Source organism: Lachnoclostridium sp. An196, assembly GCF_002160135.1.
In the GTDB taxonomy this organism is placed as follows: Bacteria; Bacillota; Clostridia; order Lachnospirales; family Lachnospiraceae; genus Hominiventricola; species Hominiventricola avistercoris.
The window spans coordinates 120,589-135,738 of the sequence record NZ_NFJZ01000006.1; the positions used below are offsets into that span (position 1 = coordinate 120,589).

Sequence of the window (15,150 nt, forward strand, 5' to 3'; positions counted from 1 at the left end):
CAGCAGCCCCCTCCGTTCTTTTTCTCTTAGTTATCCAGCAGCTTGTCTTCGCCGTTCCAGCTGTACAGCTTGCGGATCTCTCTTCCTACCTTCTCTGACGGATGCTCGGAAGCCAGTTTTCTCATAGCCTTGAAATGAGCCTGTCCGCCTGCCGGAGACATATCCAGAAGGAATTCTTTCGCGAAGGAACCGTCCTGGATATCCTTCAGCATTTTTCTCATGGTGTTCTTCGTTTCTTCCGTGATCAACTTAGGACCGGAGATATAATCGCCGTATTCTGCCGTGTTGGAAATGGAGTATCTCATACCCTCGAAACCGGACTGGTAGATCAGATCCACGATCAGCTTCATCTCATGGATACACTCGAAATAAGCGTTTCTCGGATCATAGCCTGCCTCGGTCAGCACTTCATAGCCTGCCTGCATCAAAGCGCACACGCCGCCGCACAGCACTGCCTGCTCGCCGAACAGGTCGGTCTCGGTCTCGGTACGGAACGTGGTTTCCAGGACACCCGCACGGGCGCCGCCGATCGCCAGGGCATAAGCCAGAGCAGTCTCCAGAGCTTTTCCGGTTGCATCCTGCTCAACCGCTACCAGACACGGAACACCCTTTCCTGCCTGATACTCGCTTCTTACAGTATGACCCGGCCCTTTTGGAGCGATCATGGTCACATCTACATATTTCGGCGGAACAATCTGACCGAAGTGGATATTGAAACCATGCGCGAACATCAGCATATTGCCCTCTTCCAGATTGGGCTCGATATCTTTTTTATACATGGCAGCCTGCAGCTCGTCATTGATCAGAATCATGATGATGTCAGCTCTCTTTGCGGCCTCTGCTGCAGTGTAAACCTGGAATCCCTGTTCTTCTGCTCTCTTCCAGGACTTGCTTCCCTCATAAAGACCGATAATCACGTTGCATCCGGATTCTTTTGCATTCAGAGCATGCGCGTGGCCCTGGCTTCCATATCCGATCACCGCAATCGTCTTTCCTTCCAGAAGCGAAAGATTACAGTCTTCCTGATAATAAATTTTTGCCATTGTCTTGTCCTCCATTATTGTAATGTGTCTGCTTATTCTTGCGTAAAATCGTAGTCGATCAGCTCTCCGTCCTCGCCGTACATCTTCACGTCAAAGGTTCCTCTGGACAGGCCGGTAAGACCGGTACGCGCAAGCTCCAGAATCTCCACGCCTTTCAGCATACGAAGAAAAGCCTCCAGCTTGGTCTGGCTTCCGACCAGTTCAATAATCAAAGATTCTATAGAAACGTCTACGATTTTAGCCCTGAAAATATTCGCGATGGAGATAATATTCTGACGGTTGTTCTCGTTGCAGAGCACCTTAATCAGCATGAGTTCTCTGGTCACGGAAAGTCCCGGCTCCAGTCTCTTGATGTCCACCACATCCTCCAGCTTATTCAGCTGTTTTTCGATCTGCTCCAGAATAATATTGTCACCTCTGGTAACAATCGTCGCTCTGGAATAACGGGGATCCGCTGTCACTCCTACCGTCAGGCTGTCAATATTGTAGCCGCGGCGGCTGAACAGTCCTGCAATCCTGCTCAAAACTCCCGATGTGTTATCTACCAGAATCGAAAAAACCACTTTCTGCATAGTTACCCCTGCTTTCTGTTTGTATATTCGTATTTGCGCTTTATACCAAAATATTTTAGCAATGAACGTTATTTTTGTCAATTAGTAACTGTTCTGAACTGTTACATCAATTATTAATATTGCGCCAGTTCTTCCAGATACCCGTCCAGCCATGAGAAACGGGTATTGATGAATTCCTCGATCTCTTCTGTCCCTTCCACATTTTCACTGTCCGGCCATCTGCGGCTGTCTCTGGCAAATGCTCCGGAGGATGTGAGGTAATCCATCTGTTCTCTCGCGTAATTGATCCAGACATCCTCCTGAAGGAATGAACTGCGCCATGTCTTCCATACTTCCTGCATGTCTTCCGGCAATGTCTCATCATATTCCATCATATTGCGGAAAACTTCTTCATTGAGCCAGCGCGTAGCCAGTTCCGGATTGTATCGGATATTTTTTACGCTCTTATCGTCTCCGGTCTCAAAATCATCTCCCCAGGAATAATTCTGGTCCCACGGAATCCTGCGGATCACATAGCTCCCGTCCGCGCCTATGACCGTACTGTAGATAATATTTTTGAACCGGTTGTCCATCCCGGCGATCGCGTTGTAGTACAGATGATACGCAATGAAATTCTGCCGGTCAATACAGCCATAAAGCGTCTCCAGATCTTCCTCCGAGTCCATCTCGTAACCGCTGTCCCAGAATGTCCGGAACGGGGTCCAGATCCCGTCATAATACGTTTTGTCCGCCTGCCGTATATTGACGCCGCCGCAGGTGAAAGACTGGGCAGCTTCACTTTCTTCGAACAATTCGGCATCCGGCCATTCATCCGCGCCCATTTTATAGATCAGATCGCTGGTCTTGTCCAGCCCCAGCGACTTGTAATCAGTCGGCTCTACCAGACCGTACAGGCCTGCATATTCTCCGTTGATGATCAGTTCCAGGTACTCCATCCTGCACCCGTCATCCGCCTGCGTCTCTGTAAGCGATGCGATCTCATTCCACAACTCGATGGACAACTTATCCCGAAGTTTGCTCCGGTCCGAGTACATAGCTTTTAACTGCCAGTCATTATCCGAGCGCATGCCCAGAAGCGATATATCCCTGCCCTCACTTCCGTCGTCATAAAAGAACTCCACCCGGTATCCCAGCTTTTCAAATCGTTTGCTGGCGTTTCCGCGAATATTATAATAGGCCGCGCTCTCCTCCACCTGATATCCGCCGCTCAGGCTCAGCACAGGGTCAAAGACCGCGATCCGGGTCCCCTGCTCTCCCATCTCTCCCTCAATGCTCATCACCGGCATCCCGGTAAACAATACCGATACAAATGCGTATTCTGTATCACTGTAAATCAGGCATCGGAACTCATGTTCTTCGGAGATAGCCTCTTCCATATCGCGGAACATGACGTCTTCCAGCCATGCCACAGACACGCTCTCCCCGTCCGCGGACGCGCTCAGCGTCCCTTTCCAGTAGCTTTCTTCCATGTTTTTGGGAATATAATAGCGTTCCTCAGCCGTCACATAAGCAGCGCGCACTCCATTGATCTGAAGAGACACGGATTCATCCTGTGCGTACGGTGCCCGCGTATCACACAGATCCTGAGCTTTCTCCTCCGATATTACCGGAACTTCCATCACCTGTCCCCGCTGCCGCGCCGCGAACCAAGCGCATATACAGCCCAGAAAGAGAATGCTTATCCCCAGAACGATTCCTTTTCTCATACTGCAGACACTTTCTGTAAGCGTGTTTTTATTTCACGGATATACTCCGGCGTCGTTCCGCAGCAGCCGCCCAGGATCGTCGCCCCGCACTGATAAAGGTGTTCCAGATGACGCGCAAATTCCTCTGCTTTCATGCTGTAAACCGCTTCGCCCTTCTCCGTGATCACAGGCATCCCCGCGTTGGGTTTTGCCATGACAGGAATCGATACAGTCTCATGAAGTCCGGCAATCACTGCCCCCAGCTGGTCCGGCCCTACGGAACAGTTGACTCCCACTGCATCTGCCCCCATGGCTTCCATAGCCGCCGCCGCTTCATAGACGCTGCCGCCCAGATACAGGCTGCCGTCCCCCTCGCAGGTGAAAGACACTAAAAGCGGCAGATCGCAGATTTCCCTGGCCGCGTCGCAGATTACCACGGCCTCGTCTGCCGAAATCAGAGTCTCCGCCACCAGCAGATCCGCTCCTGCTCCGGAAAGAGCCTGTATCTGTTCCCGGTAGACGTCCAGCAAAGTATCGTAATTCATCGTACCGTAAGGCTCCATGGCCTGGCCGGTGGTCGACAGGTCCCCCGCCACCAGCACGCGGTCTCCCACATTCTGTCTGGTCCGCTCTACCAGCACACGATTCCATTCTTCCGTGCGGTCCTGAAGCTGCAGGTTGCCCAATGAGATACGGTTTGCGCCGAATGTAGGCGCATATATAATGTCAGATCCGGCATCCGCGTACGCCTTCTGCATAGCGGCCACCGCTTCCGGATGTTCATATGCCCACTGCTCCGTACATACGCCTGCCGCAGGCATTCCTTTTGTCTTCAAATAAGAGCCGGTCGCCCCGTCCAGAAGCAACGGTCTTCGTTCTGTCATTTTATGAAATCTTTCTTTTGTCATCCGCTATCCCCTTTCCTGTTCGATTTCCGGCTCTGCCTTGGGCCAGGTGCCGTCTACATCAGTTTTCTGCCGCAGTTGGGACAGAATTTCATTCCTTCCGTCTTCGTCCCGCAGTCCGGGCAGAACTTGCATCCTCCCTCGGGGACAGCCCCCTGTGACGGGGCAGCTTGCTGCTGCGCCGTATTCTGTCCGTACATCCGGCCCATCTGAGAAGCCATCTGCTGCCCCATGGCCATTCCCATGGCCATTCCCGCCATATCCGACGCAGTGCCTCCTCCGCCCCCTTTGGACATGGCGTCCATCATCGCCATCTGCTGATAACGGCCCATGTCTCCAACCATACTCTGAGAAGCTGCTTTCGTCGCCATTTTCTGGATCTCTTCCGGGTAACTGAAGCTGGAGATATTGAAAGCCGTGATGCCGATGCCGATCTTCATCATCTCCATATCCATATCCTCCTGTATGCCTTTCGCGATGTCAAAGGAATTGGCCTGCAGGTTGAACATATCCCTGCCTTCTTTTGATATCCATTTCATCAGGAGCTGATCCAGCATAGCCACAACTCGCTCCTTCACATCGTCAATCGTGAACTGCTGCTTTACTCCCGCGATCTTTTCAATCAGCACGGCATGGTCGGACACCTTGCAGCAGAACGTGCCGAAAGCACGGATCGGCATGCCGCCCGGAAGTCCCGGCGCAGGCATATTGACAGGATTTTTCGTACCCCATTTGACTGTCACTTCTTTCGTATTGATGAACAGCACTTCTGCCCTGATTCCGCTGTTAAAGCCAAACCGGAATCCTTTCAGCGTAGAGAGAAACGGCACAATTTCAGACTCGATGTCAAAACTCCCTTCGTCAGTAAATATTCCTTCTACTTTTCCATTGTAGAGAAAGATCGCGTCCTGGCCCGGCCGGATAATCAGGCGGCTGCCTTTCTTAATCTCTCGATTGCTCCATTTCCAGAAAAGGACGTCATCCCTGTATTCTTCCCATTCTACCACATTGGCAAACTGATTTCCAAATAAAGCCATATTCTGTCACCCCTCTTTGATCTGTTCGTATTCTGCCTCTGCATATATCGGCGTCTCATACCCGTACCTGTCCCCTCTCCGGTCGGAGGTAAGGAAGAAAAACGCGCCGATCAGCACTGCCGCAGCAAAAACAAGCAATGCGATCTTTGCCGGACTCTTTGGATATTCTCCCTGAATCCTTCCTGTTTCCCCGTTAATCAGCACCGTATACTGCCGCTTTTTATAATGATAAGACGTAGCATACACCGGAAGAAGCACGTGTTTGTAAGTTTCGCTCCGATAGGATGCGTTCAGTCTCACGTTCCTCACATGATCGTATCTGCGGAGCACATCCTGCTCCGCCAGCGCATACAGTTCCCTCTCCATCTGTGTTCGTGCCGTACGGTGGGCGTCCTCCAGATCTACAGTATAGACTTCGGAACTGTAGCCGGACAGGTAATCCGGAGAATAGGGAGGGATTTCCTTGGTATGAAACGGTTCAATCTCCCTGATCAGACGGTCATCCAGACGATCAGAAGCGTGCACCTGAACATCGTCAAAAAACCGGCCGACTCTTCCTCTGGTAGACTGCCAGCGGATCTCCATCAGCGTTTCTTCTACTCCTTTGGCATTCCGGACTCTTATGGGATGATTCTTCCCTCCTTCCGCCGCATAATCGGCCGTTGCATCCGCGTCAAAGGTCCAGTACGGAATATAGATCCCCTGCAGCTTATCTTTCTGGTACAGATGCTTTAATTCTCCCGGCGCCAGCCAACGGCCTTTCATCCATCTCCGAAAGATCTCTCCCACCCGGTTTTTGTCAATCTTGAACGGGAGCACACCATCCGGCACAATGTTTGAAAGTTGTTTTTCCGCCAGCACAAATGCTGTCCCGCAGTAAGGGCACTCCTTTGCCGTACTGGTAGCCTCCACTTCCACCGTAGCCCCGCAGGACGGGCACTGCATGGTTGTGGACTGTTTTTCCTCTGCGCGGATCTCTCTCTTCGCGTAACCGGTCAGACGGTGTTCCTCTACTTTCTGTCCATCAGTCCGAATCTCCCTGATGGTACCGCAATGCGGGCATTTAAGCGCCTGACTCGCCACATCAAACTCCATGACCCCGCCGCAGTTTTCACAATAATATATTTCACTCACTGAAACTGACTCCTCTTTCGTTATTATTCAAGGTCATTCTTGAAACAAGAAAAGCTGGTACAAAACTGTCAAACCCGGCGGGTTCTTCCATTTTGCGCCAGCTTTTGATCTGCTGTTTCCTATTTGCCCAATTTTGCCTTGAGAGCAGCCAGTTCATCATCCACTGCAGGGCTGGAAGACGGATCGTCATATTTTGCAGCGAGATCGTCGATATCGTCCGATGCAGAGGACGCATTCAGTTCCGCCATGGCATTGGCTTCATCCAGCATACGGTTTGCTTTCTCTTCCATACGGTCGAAAGCTGACAGATTGCCTGCGGCCCCCTCCACGGAAGAACCGATCTTATTCAGTCGTTCCTGAGTCTTCGCTACCGCCATTTTTGCCTTGATAGAATCTCTTCTGGCATTCAGCTCACCGATATCTTTGATCAGTTTGTCATGCATCTCTTTCATCTTCACCGCGTTCTGATGCGCCTGATCGTATGCCTGCTGAAGTCCTGCCTGCTTTCCCGCGAGCAGCTGTTTCTTCTCCAGAAACTGGCGGGCGTCCCCGTCATTTCCTGCCACCACCGCTTTTTCCGCATAGCGCTGCATTTTATCAATATCAGCCGCACACTCGTCCAGCTGTCTCTTGCAGCGGCTCTCTTCAGCCATCACAGACGCAGTCTCCGCCTTAACCTTCCCCAGATCGCTTTCCAGGTTGCGAAGGTACTGGTCAATCATCTTTTCCGGGTCTTCCGCCTTATCCAGAAGCGCATTGATGTTTGCCGACATGATATCCCCAAACCGTTTGATAATTCCTGCCACTATGTGCCCTCCTTTTCTGCCGACCGGCTCATTTGCTACTCATTATAATACATTCCTCATCTTATGTCACGAAAAATCCGTTACGCTTCCCAGGGAAGTTCCGGATGCTCGATCTTCTTGTCGCGCAGCATCAGATCCGTCATAGCTTCCTTCGCACTCTTGCCTTCAAACAGCACCTGATTGACTTCCTCCACGATCGGCATGTCAATGTGATATTTCTCCGCAAGAATCTTTGCCGCTTTCGCGGAATAGACTCCTTCCACCACCATTTTTACCTCATCCATGGCTTCCTGCATCGTTTTTCCCTGTCCGATCAGATATCCTGCCTTCCGGTTCCGGCTATGGCAGGAAGCGCAGGTCACAATCAGGTCTCCGATCCCGGTCAGGCCGTTAAATGTCTCAATATGACCGCCCATTGCCACGCCCAGACGGCTCATCTCCGCAATGCCCCTGGTGATCAGCGCCGCCTTGGTATTATCTCCGCAGCCCAGGCCGTCCGCGATGCCTGCGGCCAGCGCGATGACATTCTTCAGTGCTCCACCCAATTCCATGCCCATCATATCCGGACTGGTATAGACGCGGAACACCTTGTTCATAAATACATTCTGGATGTACTCCGCAGTCTTTCTGGTCTTTGCACCGGCAACCACAGTTGTGGGAATTCCTCTTCCGACTTCCTCCGCATGGCTTGGACCGCAGAGCACGGCCACATCTGCCTGCGGGATCTCTTCCTTGATCACGTCCGCCAGCACTTTTAATGTGCTTTCCTCAATTCCCTTCGCCACGCTGACAATGATCTGCCCTTCACTCACATAGGGTGCCATTGTCCGGGAAGTGCTTCTGGTGTACGGAGACGGCACCGCGAGAACCAGTATATCCTTTCCTTTCACCGCGCACTCCATATCTGTCGTAAAAATGATGTCATCCGGAAGCTTTACTCCCGGAAGCTTCGTCAAATGTTCATGATTTTCCTGGAGCATACGGATCTCATCCTCCACAATCGACCACATAACCACATCATGTCCGTTAACGGCAAGCAGCCTTGCCAGGGCCGTTCCCCAGCTTCCCGCTCCAATAATACTGATCTTTGCCATAGTTACCTTCTCCTTTTATTTATTTTATTTCCTCTGGAAAACTTTGCTTTCCGTCCCATTCAGCAGACGGCTGATATTCGCCCGGTGGCGGTAGATCGCCATGGCAGCCAGTAAAGCCGCCACTACATAAAATTCGATCAGATGCCCCTGGTTCATACCATAATAGCCGTTTTGTCCCAGCACGATCAGACACACTACCAGTTCAATAACCACCAGGATCGATCCAAGGGAAACATATCTGCTAACAGCTACCGTCACCAGAAACGTCAACGCTTCCAACACGATCACGATCGGCCCCAGTGTAGCGATCAGTCCCGCTGTGCATGCAATCCCTTTTCCGCCTTTGAAGCCAAGCTGTACCGGAAAATTATGCCCCAGAATCGCGCCAGCTGCGGCATAGATACCCAGAAGCGGAAGCATGTCCGTGTGAGTCGCCCCAAACAAAACTCTGACAACTACCACAGCCAGCACCGTCTTCGCCACATCTCCCAGAAACACAATCAGCCCTGCCTTTTTCCCCAGAACCCGCAGCGCATTGGTAGTTCCCGCGTTGCCGCTCCCATATTCACGGATATCGATCCCGTTTATTCGTCCATAAATATATGCGGTCTGGAAAATCCCGAACAGATATCCGATCGCCAGACAAGCCAAGCGTACCATGTTATTCTTTTTCCTTTCTTTCCCGTATGATGAATTTTAAGGATGTGCCCTTAAAGCCGAATGCTTCCCTGATCTTGTTTTCCAGATATCTGGTATAGGAAAAGTGCATCAGCTCTTTGTCATTGACGAACACCACAAACGTAGGCGGCTTCACGGACACCTGGGTGACATAGTAGATTTTAAGCCTGCGTCCCCGGTCTGAAGGCGGCTGCTGCATGGCGACTGCTTCCGTGATAATCTCATTGAGCACGCCGGTCTGGATCCTCATGGCGCGGTTCTCAATGATCACATCAATCAGTTCAAACAACTTTGCCAGGCGCTGTCCTGTCACCGCAGAGATAAACAGAAGCTCTGCATAGGGCATAAAAGACAGAGTCTCACGGACTTTCCGGGAAAACTCATAGATCGTTTTGTCTGTCTTCTCGATGGCGTCCCATTTATTGACCGCCACGATGATACCCTTGCCCCTTTCATGGGCGATACCCGCGATCTTCGCGTCCTGTTCGGTCACTCCTTCCGACGCGTCGATCACCACTACCACCACGTCCGCGCGTTCCACTGCGGTCACAGTACGGATAATGCTGTAACGTTCCAGCTCCTCTTTGATCTTATTCTTCCTGCGAAGTCCCGCCGTGTCAATGAACACATATTCTTTGCCCCCATGGGAGATCTCCGTGTCAATGGCATCCCTGGTGGTTCCCGCGATATCGGACACGATCACCCGGTTCTCGCCCACCAGACGGTTAATGATGGAAGATTTTCCCACGTTGGGCTTGCCCACGATGGCCACTCTGGGACGTTCGTCTTCCTCGTCCTCTCCGGAATCTTCGGGGAAATGTTTCACCACCTCGTCCAGCATATCGCCGATCCCCAAGCGTGAAGCCGCGGATACCGGCACCGGATCGCCAATCCCCAGATTGTAAAATTCGTAGACATCCGCCATATATTTCTGGAAACTGTCCACTTTGTTGACTACCAGCACCACCGGCTTGCGGGAACGGCGAAGCATATCCGCCACTTTGGAATCCGCGTCCTGCAGCCCCTGGCGCACATCTACCAGAAAAATGATCACATCTGCCGTATCGATGGCGATCTGCGCCTGCTCCCTCATCTGGGAGAGGATGATATCGCTGCTGTCCGGTTCGATTCCTCCGGTATCGATCATGGTAAAATTATGGTTCAGCCATGAGACGTCCGCATAGATCCTGTCCCTGGTCACGCCGGGCGTGTCTTTGACAATGGAAATATTCTCCCCCGCCAGCGCGTTGAACAGCGTGGATTTTCCCACGTTCGGACGGCCCACAATGGCAACAATTGGTCTGCTCATATACTACCTCTTTCTGTCTGTTACTCTATAATACTGCTAATCAGGTCATTTCCGCCTGATTTTACTATGGATACTTTGATTTGTAAAGTTTTTTCCAGTTCTTCCACGGTCACGTCGTCAAGGAAAACAGGCTCTCCGCTTTTTAACATGTGTTCTGTTATCAGGAGCCGGCTGCCCAGATCTCTTCCCTGCAGCTGTCCGATCAGATCTTTCCCGGTCAGAAGCCCCGCTACAGTGATTCTTTCTCCAAAGAAGCGGTTCTCGACAGCCGCCACCTGAACGTTCACTTGCGGGAATTTCTCCCGGATCTTTTTCATGTGTTCTTCCAGGATCGGAGCCGCCAGTTTTCCTGTTGCAATGGTCACATGACGCTCTCTGTCGTCCCCCGCAATATGTGAAAGAGTTTCGCGAATTTCTTCATCCAGCAGACGCACCATACCCACGCCGTTTTCCAGCTGCAGATAACCGTCATAAGTCTCTTCTGCCGGCATCGGTCTTTCTGCAAGAAGGTACCACTCGTCTCCCCCATGGATAAAGTGAGTTCCAAATTCCCTGAAAAATTTTTCCTGCCACCGTTGGATACAGTCCAGTACTCTGCGGGCATCTTCCCGTTCAAACGGTTCCAGCGGATATAATCCTTCCCTGTATCTGGTGAGTCCTACCGGCACCACGGACACGCTCTGAAGTTCCGGCATGTATCCGGACAGATCCCGGATCGACCGCTCCAGCTCCTCCCCGTCGTTGACGCCCCTACAGAGTACGATCTGCCCGTTCATCTCGATTCCGGCTTCTTTCAGCCTGCGTACCTTGCCGAACACTTCGCCCGCAAAGCGATTGTGGAGCATCCGGCACCGCAGCTCCGGATTCGTAGTATGGAAAGAAATATTGATAGGGGACAACTTATATCTGATAATCCGGTCAATGTCATGATCGCTCATATTGGTCAGCGTCAGATAATTTCCTTGAAGAAAAGACAGCCGTGAATCGTCGTCTTTAAAATAGAGTGTCTCCCGCATCCCCTTTGGCAGCTGGTCAATGAAACAGAAAATACACTTGTTTCTGCAGGAACGGTATTCATCCATCAATCCATTCTCAAATTCAATCCCCAGATCGTCCTCGTATTCTTTCTCGATCTCCAGTTCCCATTCTTCTCCGTCCGGTTTGCGGATCAGCACCAGCAGCTGTTCTTCATTGATCAGATAACGGTAATCAAATACGTCTTCCGGCATCTGCCCGTTTACAGAGACCAAAACGTCTCCGGCCTCAATCTCCATTTCCTCTGCAATGCTCCCGGGCACTACAGACACAATTCTCTGCTCCATTCTCTTCTCCCTTTTACCTTTGTTCTGTACTTACTATACTAAATTTATGCTGAAAATGCAATCTTCCGTATATGGGTTGACTGCCTTTCCCTTCTGATGTTATAAATATAATATACGTTCACCAATGACAGGAGGATTATATGTCCAATCAGTTTTCTTATGAAAATATTCTGCCCATCGCGCCGCTGAAAGTGGCTGCTCTGGAAGGGTGCCGCGATCTGGCTGAAAACGTAGACCGGTTTCTGGTAGAATTTCGCGAAAAATCCAATCCGGATTTTCCGGACACCCCTACCTTCCAGGGATACCACGAAGACTCTTATCTCGTTCGCAGTGCCTGCCCCCGTTTCGGCACAGGGGAAGCCAAAGGTATTCTGTACGATTCCGTACGCGGCGTCGATCTGTTTATTATGGCAGATATCACCAATTACAGCCTGACTTACACCGTCTGCGGCCATGAGAACCACATGTCCCCGGACGATCATTATCAGGATCTGAAAAGGGTCATTTCCGCTACTAATGGAAAAGCTCGCAGAATCAATGTAATCATGCCTTTCCTGTATGAAAGCCGCCAGCACAAAAGAAGCCAGCGGGAATCTCTGGACTGCGCATTCGCGCTTCAGGAACTGGTAGATATGGGAGTTTCCAATATCATCACCTTCGATGCCCATGATCCCCGGGTCTGCAACGCCATTCCGCTTTATGGATTTGACAGTTTCAATCCTCCGTATCAGTTCATCCGCGGGCTGATCCGCGCGGTGCCAGATCTGAAAATCGACAAGGACCACCTGATGGTTATAAGTCCCGACGAAGGCGCCATGGGACGGGCCGTCTATTTCGCAGGTGTGCTGGGTGTGGAGATGGGTATGTTCTACAAACGGAGAGATTACTCCAGAGTTGTAAACGGCAAGAATCCCATCGTCGCCCACGAATTTCTGGGAGACGATCTGCACGGTAAGGACGCCATCATTATAGACGACATGATCTCTTCCGGAGAGAGCATGCTTGATGTTGCCCGTCAAATCAAAAACCGCGGTGCGAAACGTGTATTTGTCTGCACCACTTTCGGTCTCTTTACCGATGGTCTGGAAAAATTCGACGATTATTATAAGAAGGGATATATTGACCGTGTGGTAACGACAAATCTGACCTACCGTCCGCCCGAACTGCTTTCCCGTCCATATTATGTGGAAGCCAATATGACCAAATTCCTGGCCGCTATCATAGACTGTATCAACCACGACACTTCCACAGAACATGTAAACGATCCTACCGAACGGATTCATGCTCTTCTGGAAAAAAGAGAAACAGCCATCCGGCTGCAGAATATTGACTAGATCGCAGAACAGGAAAAACCGCCTCTGCCGGACTGCAGAAGCGGTTTTTCCTGTTCTTGCCTGTTTTTCGATATATCAGTAGTTCTCGCAGTGAATCTCAAAATAACTCTGCGGATGAGCGCAGGTAGGGCAGATCTCCGGCGCGGACGTGCCTACTACGATATGTCCGCAGTTGCGGCATTCCCATACTTTGACTTCGCTCTTGGCAAATACTTCTGCCATCTCCACATTGTGAAGCAGAGCACGGTAACGCTCTTCATGATGCTTCTCAATCGCCGCTACCAGGCGGAACTTCGCTGCCAACTCCGGGAAACCTTCTTCTTCAGCGGTCTTTGCAAAACCGTCGTACATGTCGGTCCATTCATAGTTCTCTCCCTCGGCTGCATGAAGCAGGTTCTCTGCGGTATCGCCGATGCCGTTCATCTCCTTGAACCACATTTTTGCATGCTCTTTCTCATTGTCAGCAGTTTTCAGGAACAGAGCCGCGATCTGCTCATATCCTTCTTTCTTTGCCACAGACGCGAAATAGGTATATTTGTTGCGCGCCTGAGACTCTCCCGCGAAAGCTGCCTCCAGGTTCTTTTCTGTCTGGGTTCCTGCATATTTACTCATAATTTTTTCCTCTCTTTCTTTTTGTTTTTCATTGCATGGTATCATTCTCAACAATTTCTTTGCCGCATCTGCCGGAAAATCCTCAGAAGGAGGATTCGCCGCCAGTTTTTCCAAAAATTCGTGCGTATTCGCACTCTGGGGCAGCATATAGCCGGATTCACGCAGCAAATCCTCGTTTACCAGCCGCACGGATTTGGCCACCGCAGTCATCAGACGGTACATTCCGTCTTTTTCTGTCTTTTCCGCCAGCTGCCGGGCAATCTTTTCCTGTTTCGCCTTATTTTTTGCCAGCGCGCCAGAAACCTCCAGCACCATACCGTCTTTTCTCTGCTGAGGCGGATACTCCACGGGAACCATAGATATGGCCGCGCTGGGACAGGCATCGGCACACGTGCCGCATCCGATACATTTGTTCACATCGATCACGCTGTCCTCGGTATCCGTCGCGCCCACCGGACAAACATAGAGACAGAGACAGTCTTTCGTACACAAACGAAGATTTCTCACCGCAATCTTTTTCATGCAGAATCCCTCCCTTCGATCTTTTCAAACTTCCAGTCAGGGACTTTGCAGACAGGACAGATTTCCGGCGGTTCGTCACCTGTGTAGACAAATCCGCACACTGAACAAACCCATACCTGTGTGCCCGCAAGAAACGCTTCCCCTTCCTGCCGGTATTGAGCGATCAGGGAATCAAGCATGTTCGTCACTTTTTCACCCCAGACGCAGATCCTGCCGGTACCGCGGTCTCCCGCGGCATCCGCCGCTGTTCTCACAGACGGATATCCGTTCCGCAGATCATCCCGGAACAACGCGGCAAGTTGTTCTACGTCCGCATCTGGTACTGCCGGATTGACCGAAGTAAAATAATCCGCGATCTGACGAAACAGCTCCGCTTCTTCCGCTCTGTACTGCTTCTCGCATCCTCTCGCCAGATTGGAGCACAGGGCGGCAAGTTCCCCCGCAGACATTTTCATAAAGTCCTCTTCCAAAGCCGACGGCGCCGCCGGGGCACGGGAAAGCTTCGCTTCTTCTTTCGGTTTCCGAGGTTCAAAAGCGGACTTCGCTGCTTTGCATATGGGACATTTCCATGATTCCGGCAAGTCGGCAAAAAACGTTTTTTCCCGTTCCTCATCATAAATATATCCGCATACCGAACAGATATACTTCATTATATGTTTCTCCTTTCTTCTGTATTTTATCTATCCTGTCGCCGTGCTGCTGTTGACGGCATATAGATCCTATGTTTTTCTTTTTCTCTGCACTCCGGACATATGTAATACACTTTCAAATCATAAAAGAGAAAGTTCCCGCCCATCTGGCTTTCCAACATGTCCGTCAGATCGCGGAACTGCACATCCAGCAGTTTCCCACACCTTCTGCATACGATATGGTCATGTTTCACCGCACGGTCATACCGGTCCGGACTTCCTTCCACCGTAATCTTACGGATCATCCCTGCCTCGTTCAGCTTGTTCAGATTATTATATATAGTTGCAAGAGATACGGACGGATATATCTTTTTCACTTCGCTGAATACTTGTTCTGCTGTCATGTGTTCCGCGGACTCTGTAATCAGCCGGTATATTTCTTTTTCATATTTCGTCATAAACATCTCT

At 50.9% G+C, this 15,150-nt stretch carries 15 protein-coding genes and 1 pseudogene; 1 reads left to right on the forward strand and 15 read right to left on the reverse strand.

The features are described 5' to 3' along the window. Positions 1-26 precede the first annotated feature (26 nt). From ilvC to B5F29_RS08780, 11 genes are all read right to left on the reverse strand, one after another. Positions 27-1,043 (reverse strand): ketol-acid reductoisomerase, encoded by a 1,017-nt coding sequence (gene ilvC, locus B5F29_RS08730; RefSeq protein ID WP_242955616.1) that lies wholly within the window; start codon positions 1,041-1,043, stop codon positions 27-29. Positions 1,044-1,075: 32 nt separating this feature from the next. Next, positions 1,076-1,615, reverse strand: coding sequence for an acetolactate synthase small subunit (gene ilvN, locus B5F29_RS08735; RefSeq protein WP_087154239.1), 540 nt, complete (start codon positions 1,613-1,615; stop codon positions 1,076-1,078). A 113-nt stretch (positions 1,616-1,728) separates the two neighbouring features. Then, positions 1,729-3,321, reverse strand: coding sequence for a CotH kinase family protein (locus B5F29_RS08740; RefSeq protein WP_087154240.1), 1,593 nt, complete (start codon positions 3,319-3,321; stop codon positions 1,729-1,731). After that, complete coding sequence (locus B5F29_RS08745; protein ID WP_087154241.1) at positions 3,318-4,208, reverse strand: homocysteine S-methyltransferase family protein; 891 nt, start codon at positions 4,206-4,208, stop codon at positions 3,318-3,320. The genes B5F29_RS08740 and B5F29_RS08745 overlap by 4 nt, the downstream gene beginning before the upstream one ends. A gap of 53 nt (positions 4,209-4,261) precedes the next feature. Next, positions 4,262-5,242 carry an SPFH domain-containing protein gene (locus tag B5F29_RS08750; RefSeq protein WP_087154242.1) on the reverse strand — a complete coding sequence of 327 codons (981 nt, stop codon included), beginning with the start codon at positions 5,240-5,242 and terminating at the stop codon, positions 4,262-4,264. Between the two features lie 6 nt (positions 5,243-5,248). Next, entirely contained in the window at positions 5,249-6,376 is a 1,128-nt protein-coding gene (locus B5F29_RS08755; protein ID WP_206414194.1) for a zinc ribbon domain-containing protein, read from the reverse strand. 119 nt (positions 6,377-6,495) lie between these two features. Continuing rightward, positions 6,496-7,182 carry a PspA/IM30 family protein gene (locus tag B5F29_RS08760; RefSeq protein ID WP_087154243.1) on the reverse strand — a complete coding sequence of 229 codons (687 nt, stop codon included), beginning with the start codon at positions 7,180-7,182 and terminating at the stop codon, positions 6,496-6,498. An 80-nt stretch (positions 7,183-7,262) separates the two neighbouring features. Further along, positions 7,263-8,276 (reverse strand): NAD(P)H-dependent glycerol-3-phosphate dehydrogenase, encoded by a 1,014-nt coding sequence (locus tag B5F29_RS08765; protein ID WP_087154244.1) that lies wholly within the window; start codon positions 8,274-8,276, stop codon positions 7,263-7,265. A gap of 24 nt (positions 8,277-8,300) precedes the next feature. After that, positions 8,301-8,936 (reverse strand): glycerol-3-phosphate 1-O-acyltransferase PlsY, encoded by a 636-nt coding sequence (gene plsY / locus B5F29_RS08770; protein WP_087154245.1) that lies wholly within the window; start codon positions 8,934-8,936, stop codon positions 8,301-8,303. A 1-nt stretch (position 8,937) separates the two neighbouring features. After that, entirely contained in the window at positions 8,938-10,263 is a 1,326-nt protein-coding gene (gene der, locus B5F29_RS08775) for a ribosome biogenesis GTPase Der (RefSeq protein WP_087154246.1), read from the reverse strand. 20 nt (positions 10,264-10,283) lie between these two features. Next, positions 10,284-11,585 carry a DUF512 domain-containing protein gene (locus B5F29_RS08780; protein ID WP_087154247.1) on the reverse strand — a complete coding sequence of 434 codons (1,302 nt, stop codon included), beginning with the start codon at positions 11,583-11,585 and terminating at the stop codon, positions 10,284-10,286. Between the two features lie 140 nt (positions 11,586-11,725). On the opposite strand from B5F29_RS08780, the gene B5F29_RS08785 reads away from it, so the two are divergent. Next, positions 11,726-12,919 (forward strand): ribose-phosphate pyrophosphokinase, encoded by a 1,194-nt coding sequence (locus B5F29_RS08785; protein ID WP_087154248.1) that lies wholly within the window; start codon positions 11,726-11,728, stop codon positions 12,917-12,919. Between the two features lie 75 nt (positions 12,920-12,994). On the opposite strand, the gene rbr is transcribed toward B5F29_RS08785, so the two are convergent. The 4 genes and pseudogenes from rbr to B5F29_RS08800 form a co-directional block, all read right to left on the reverse strand. Then, the gene (gene rbr, locus B5F29_RS17170) at positions 12,995-13,531 is read right to left on the reverse strand and encodes a rubrerythrin (RefSeq protein WP_242955623.1); all 537 of its coding nucleotides are present in this window, start codon (positions 13,529-13,531) and stop codon (positions 12,995-12,997) included. Positions 13,532-13,876: 345 nt separating this feature from the next. Further along, positions 13,877-14,053 (reverse strand): annotated as a pseudogene (locus B5F29_RS17175) (4Fe-4S binding protein); the annotation flags it as partial. Continuing rightward, the gene (locus tag B5F29_RS08795) at positions 14,050-14,703 is read right to left on the reverse strand and encodes a rubredoxin-like domain-containing protein (protein WP_087154250.1); all 654 of its coding nucleotides are present in this window, start codon (positions 14,701-14,703) and stop codon (positions 14,050-14,052) included. The gene B5F29_RS08795 and the pseudogene B5F29_RS17175, both read right to left, overlap by 4 nt. Positions 14,704-14,729: 26 nt before the next feature. Beyond that, positions 14,730-15,140 (reverse strand): Fur family transcriptional regulator, encoded by a 411-nt coding sequence (locus B5F29_RS08800; protein ID WP_087154251.1) that lies wholly within the window; start codon positions 15,138-15,140, stop codon positions 14,730-14,732. Positions 15,141-15,150: the final 10 nt, after the last annotated feature.

Bases quoted from the DNA above. Each gene is read 5' to 3' on its own strand.
- ilvC (WP_242955616.1), bottom strand. From the start codon at position 1,043: ATGGCAAAAATTTATTATCAGGAAGACTGTAATCTTTCGCTTCTGGAA.
- ilvN (WP_087154239.1), bottom strand. From the start codon at position 1,615: ATGCAGAAAGTGGTTTTTTCGATTCTGGTAGATAACACATCGGGAGTT.
- B5F29_RS08740 (WP_087154240.1), bottom strand. From the start codon at position 3,321: ATGAGAAAAGGAATCGTTCTGGGGATAAGCATTCTCTTTCTGGGCTGT.
- B5F29_RS08745 (WP_087154241.1), bottom strand. From the start codon at position 4,208: ATGACAAAAGAAAGATTTCATAAAATGACAGAACGAAGACCGTTGCTT.
- B5F29_RS08750 (WP_087154242.1), bottom strand. From the start codon at position 5,242: ATGGCTTTATTTGGAAATCAGTTTGCCAATGTGGTAGAATGGGAAGAA.
- B5F29_RS08765 (WP_087154244.1), bottom strand. From the start codon at position 8,276: ATGGCAAAGATCAGTATTATTGGAGCGGGAAGCTGGGGAACGGCCCTG.
- plsY (WP_087154245.1), bottom strand. From the start codon at position 8,936: ATGGTACGCTTGGCTTGTCTGGCGATCGGATATCTGTTCGGGATTTTC.
- der (WP_087154246.1), bottom strand. From the start codon at position 10,263: ATGAGCAGACCAATTGTTGCCATTGTGGGCCGTCCGAACGTGGGAAAA.
- B5F29_RS08780 (WP_087154247.1), bottom strand. From the start codon at position 11,585: ATGGAGCAGAGAATTGTGTCTGTAGTGCCCGGGAGCATTGCAGAGGAA.
- B5F29_RS08785 (WP_087154248.1), top strand. From the start codon at position 11,726: ATGTCCAATCAGTTTTCTTATGAAAATATTCTGCCCATCGCGCCGCTG.
- rbr (WP_242955623.1), bottom strand. From the start codon at position 13,531: ATGAGTAAATATGCAGGAACCCAGACAGAAAAGAACCTGGAGGCAGCT.
- B5F29_RS08795 (WP_087154250.1), bottom strand. From the start codon at position 14,703: ATGAAGTATATCTGTTCGGTATGCGGATATATTTATGATGAGGAACGG.
- B5F29_RS08800 (WP_087154251.1), bottom strand. From the start codon at position 15,140: ATGACGAAATATGAAAAAGAAATATACCGGCTGATTACAGAGTCCGCG.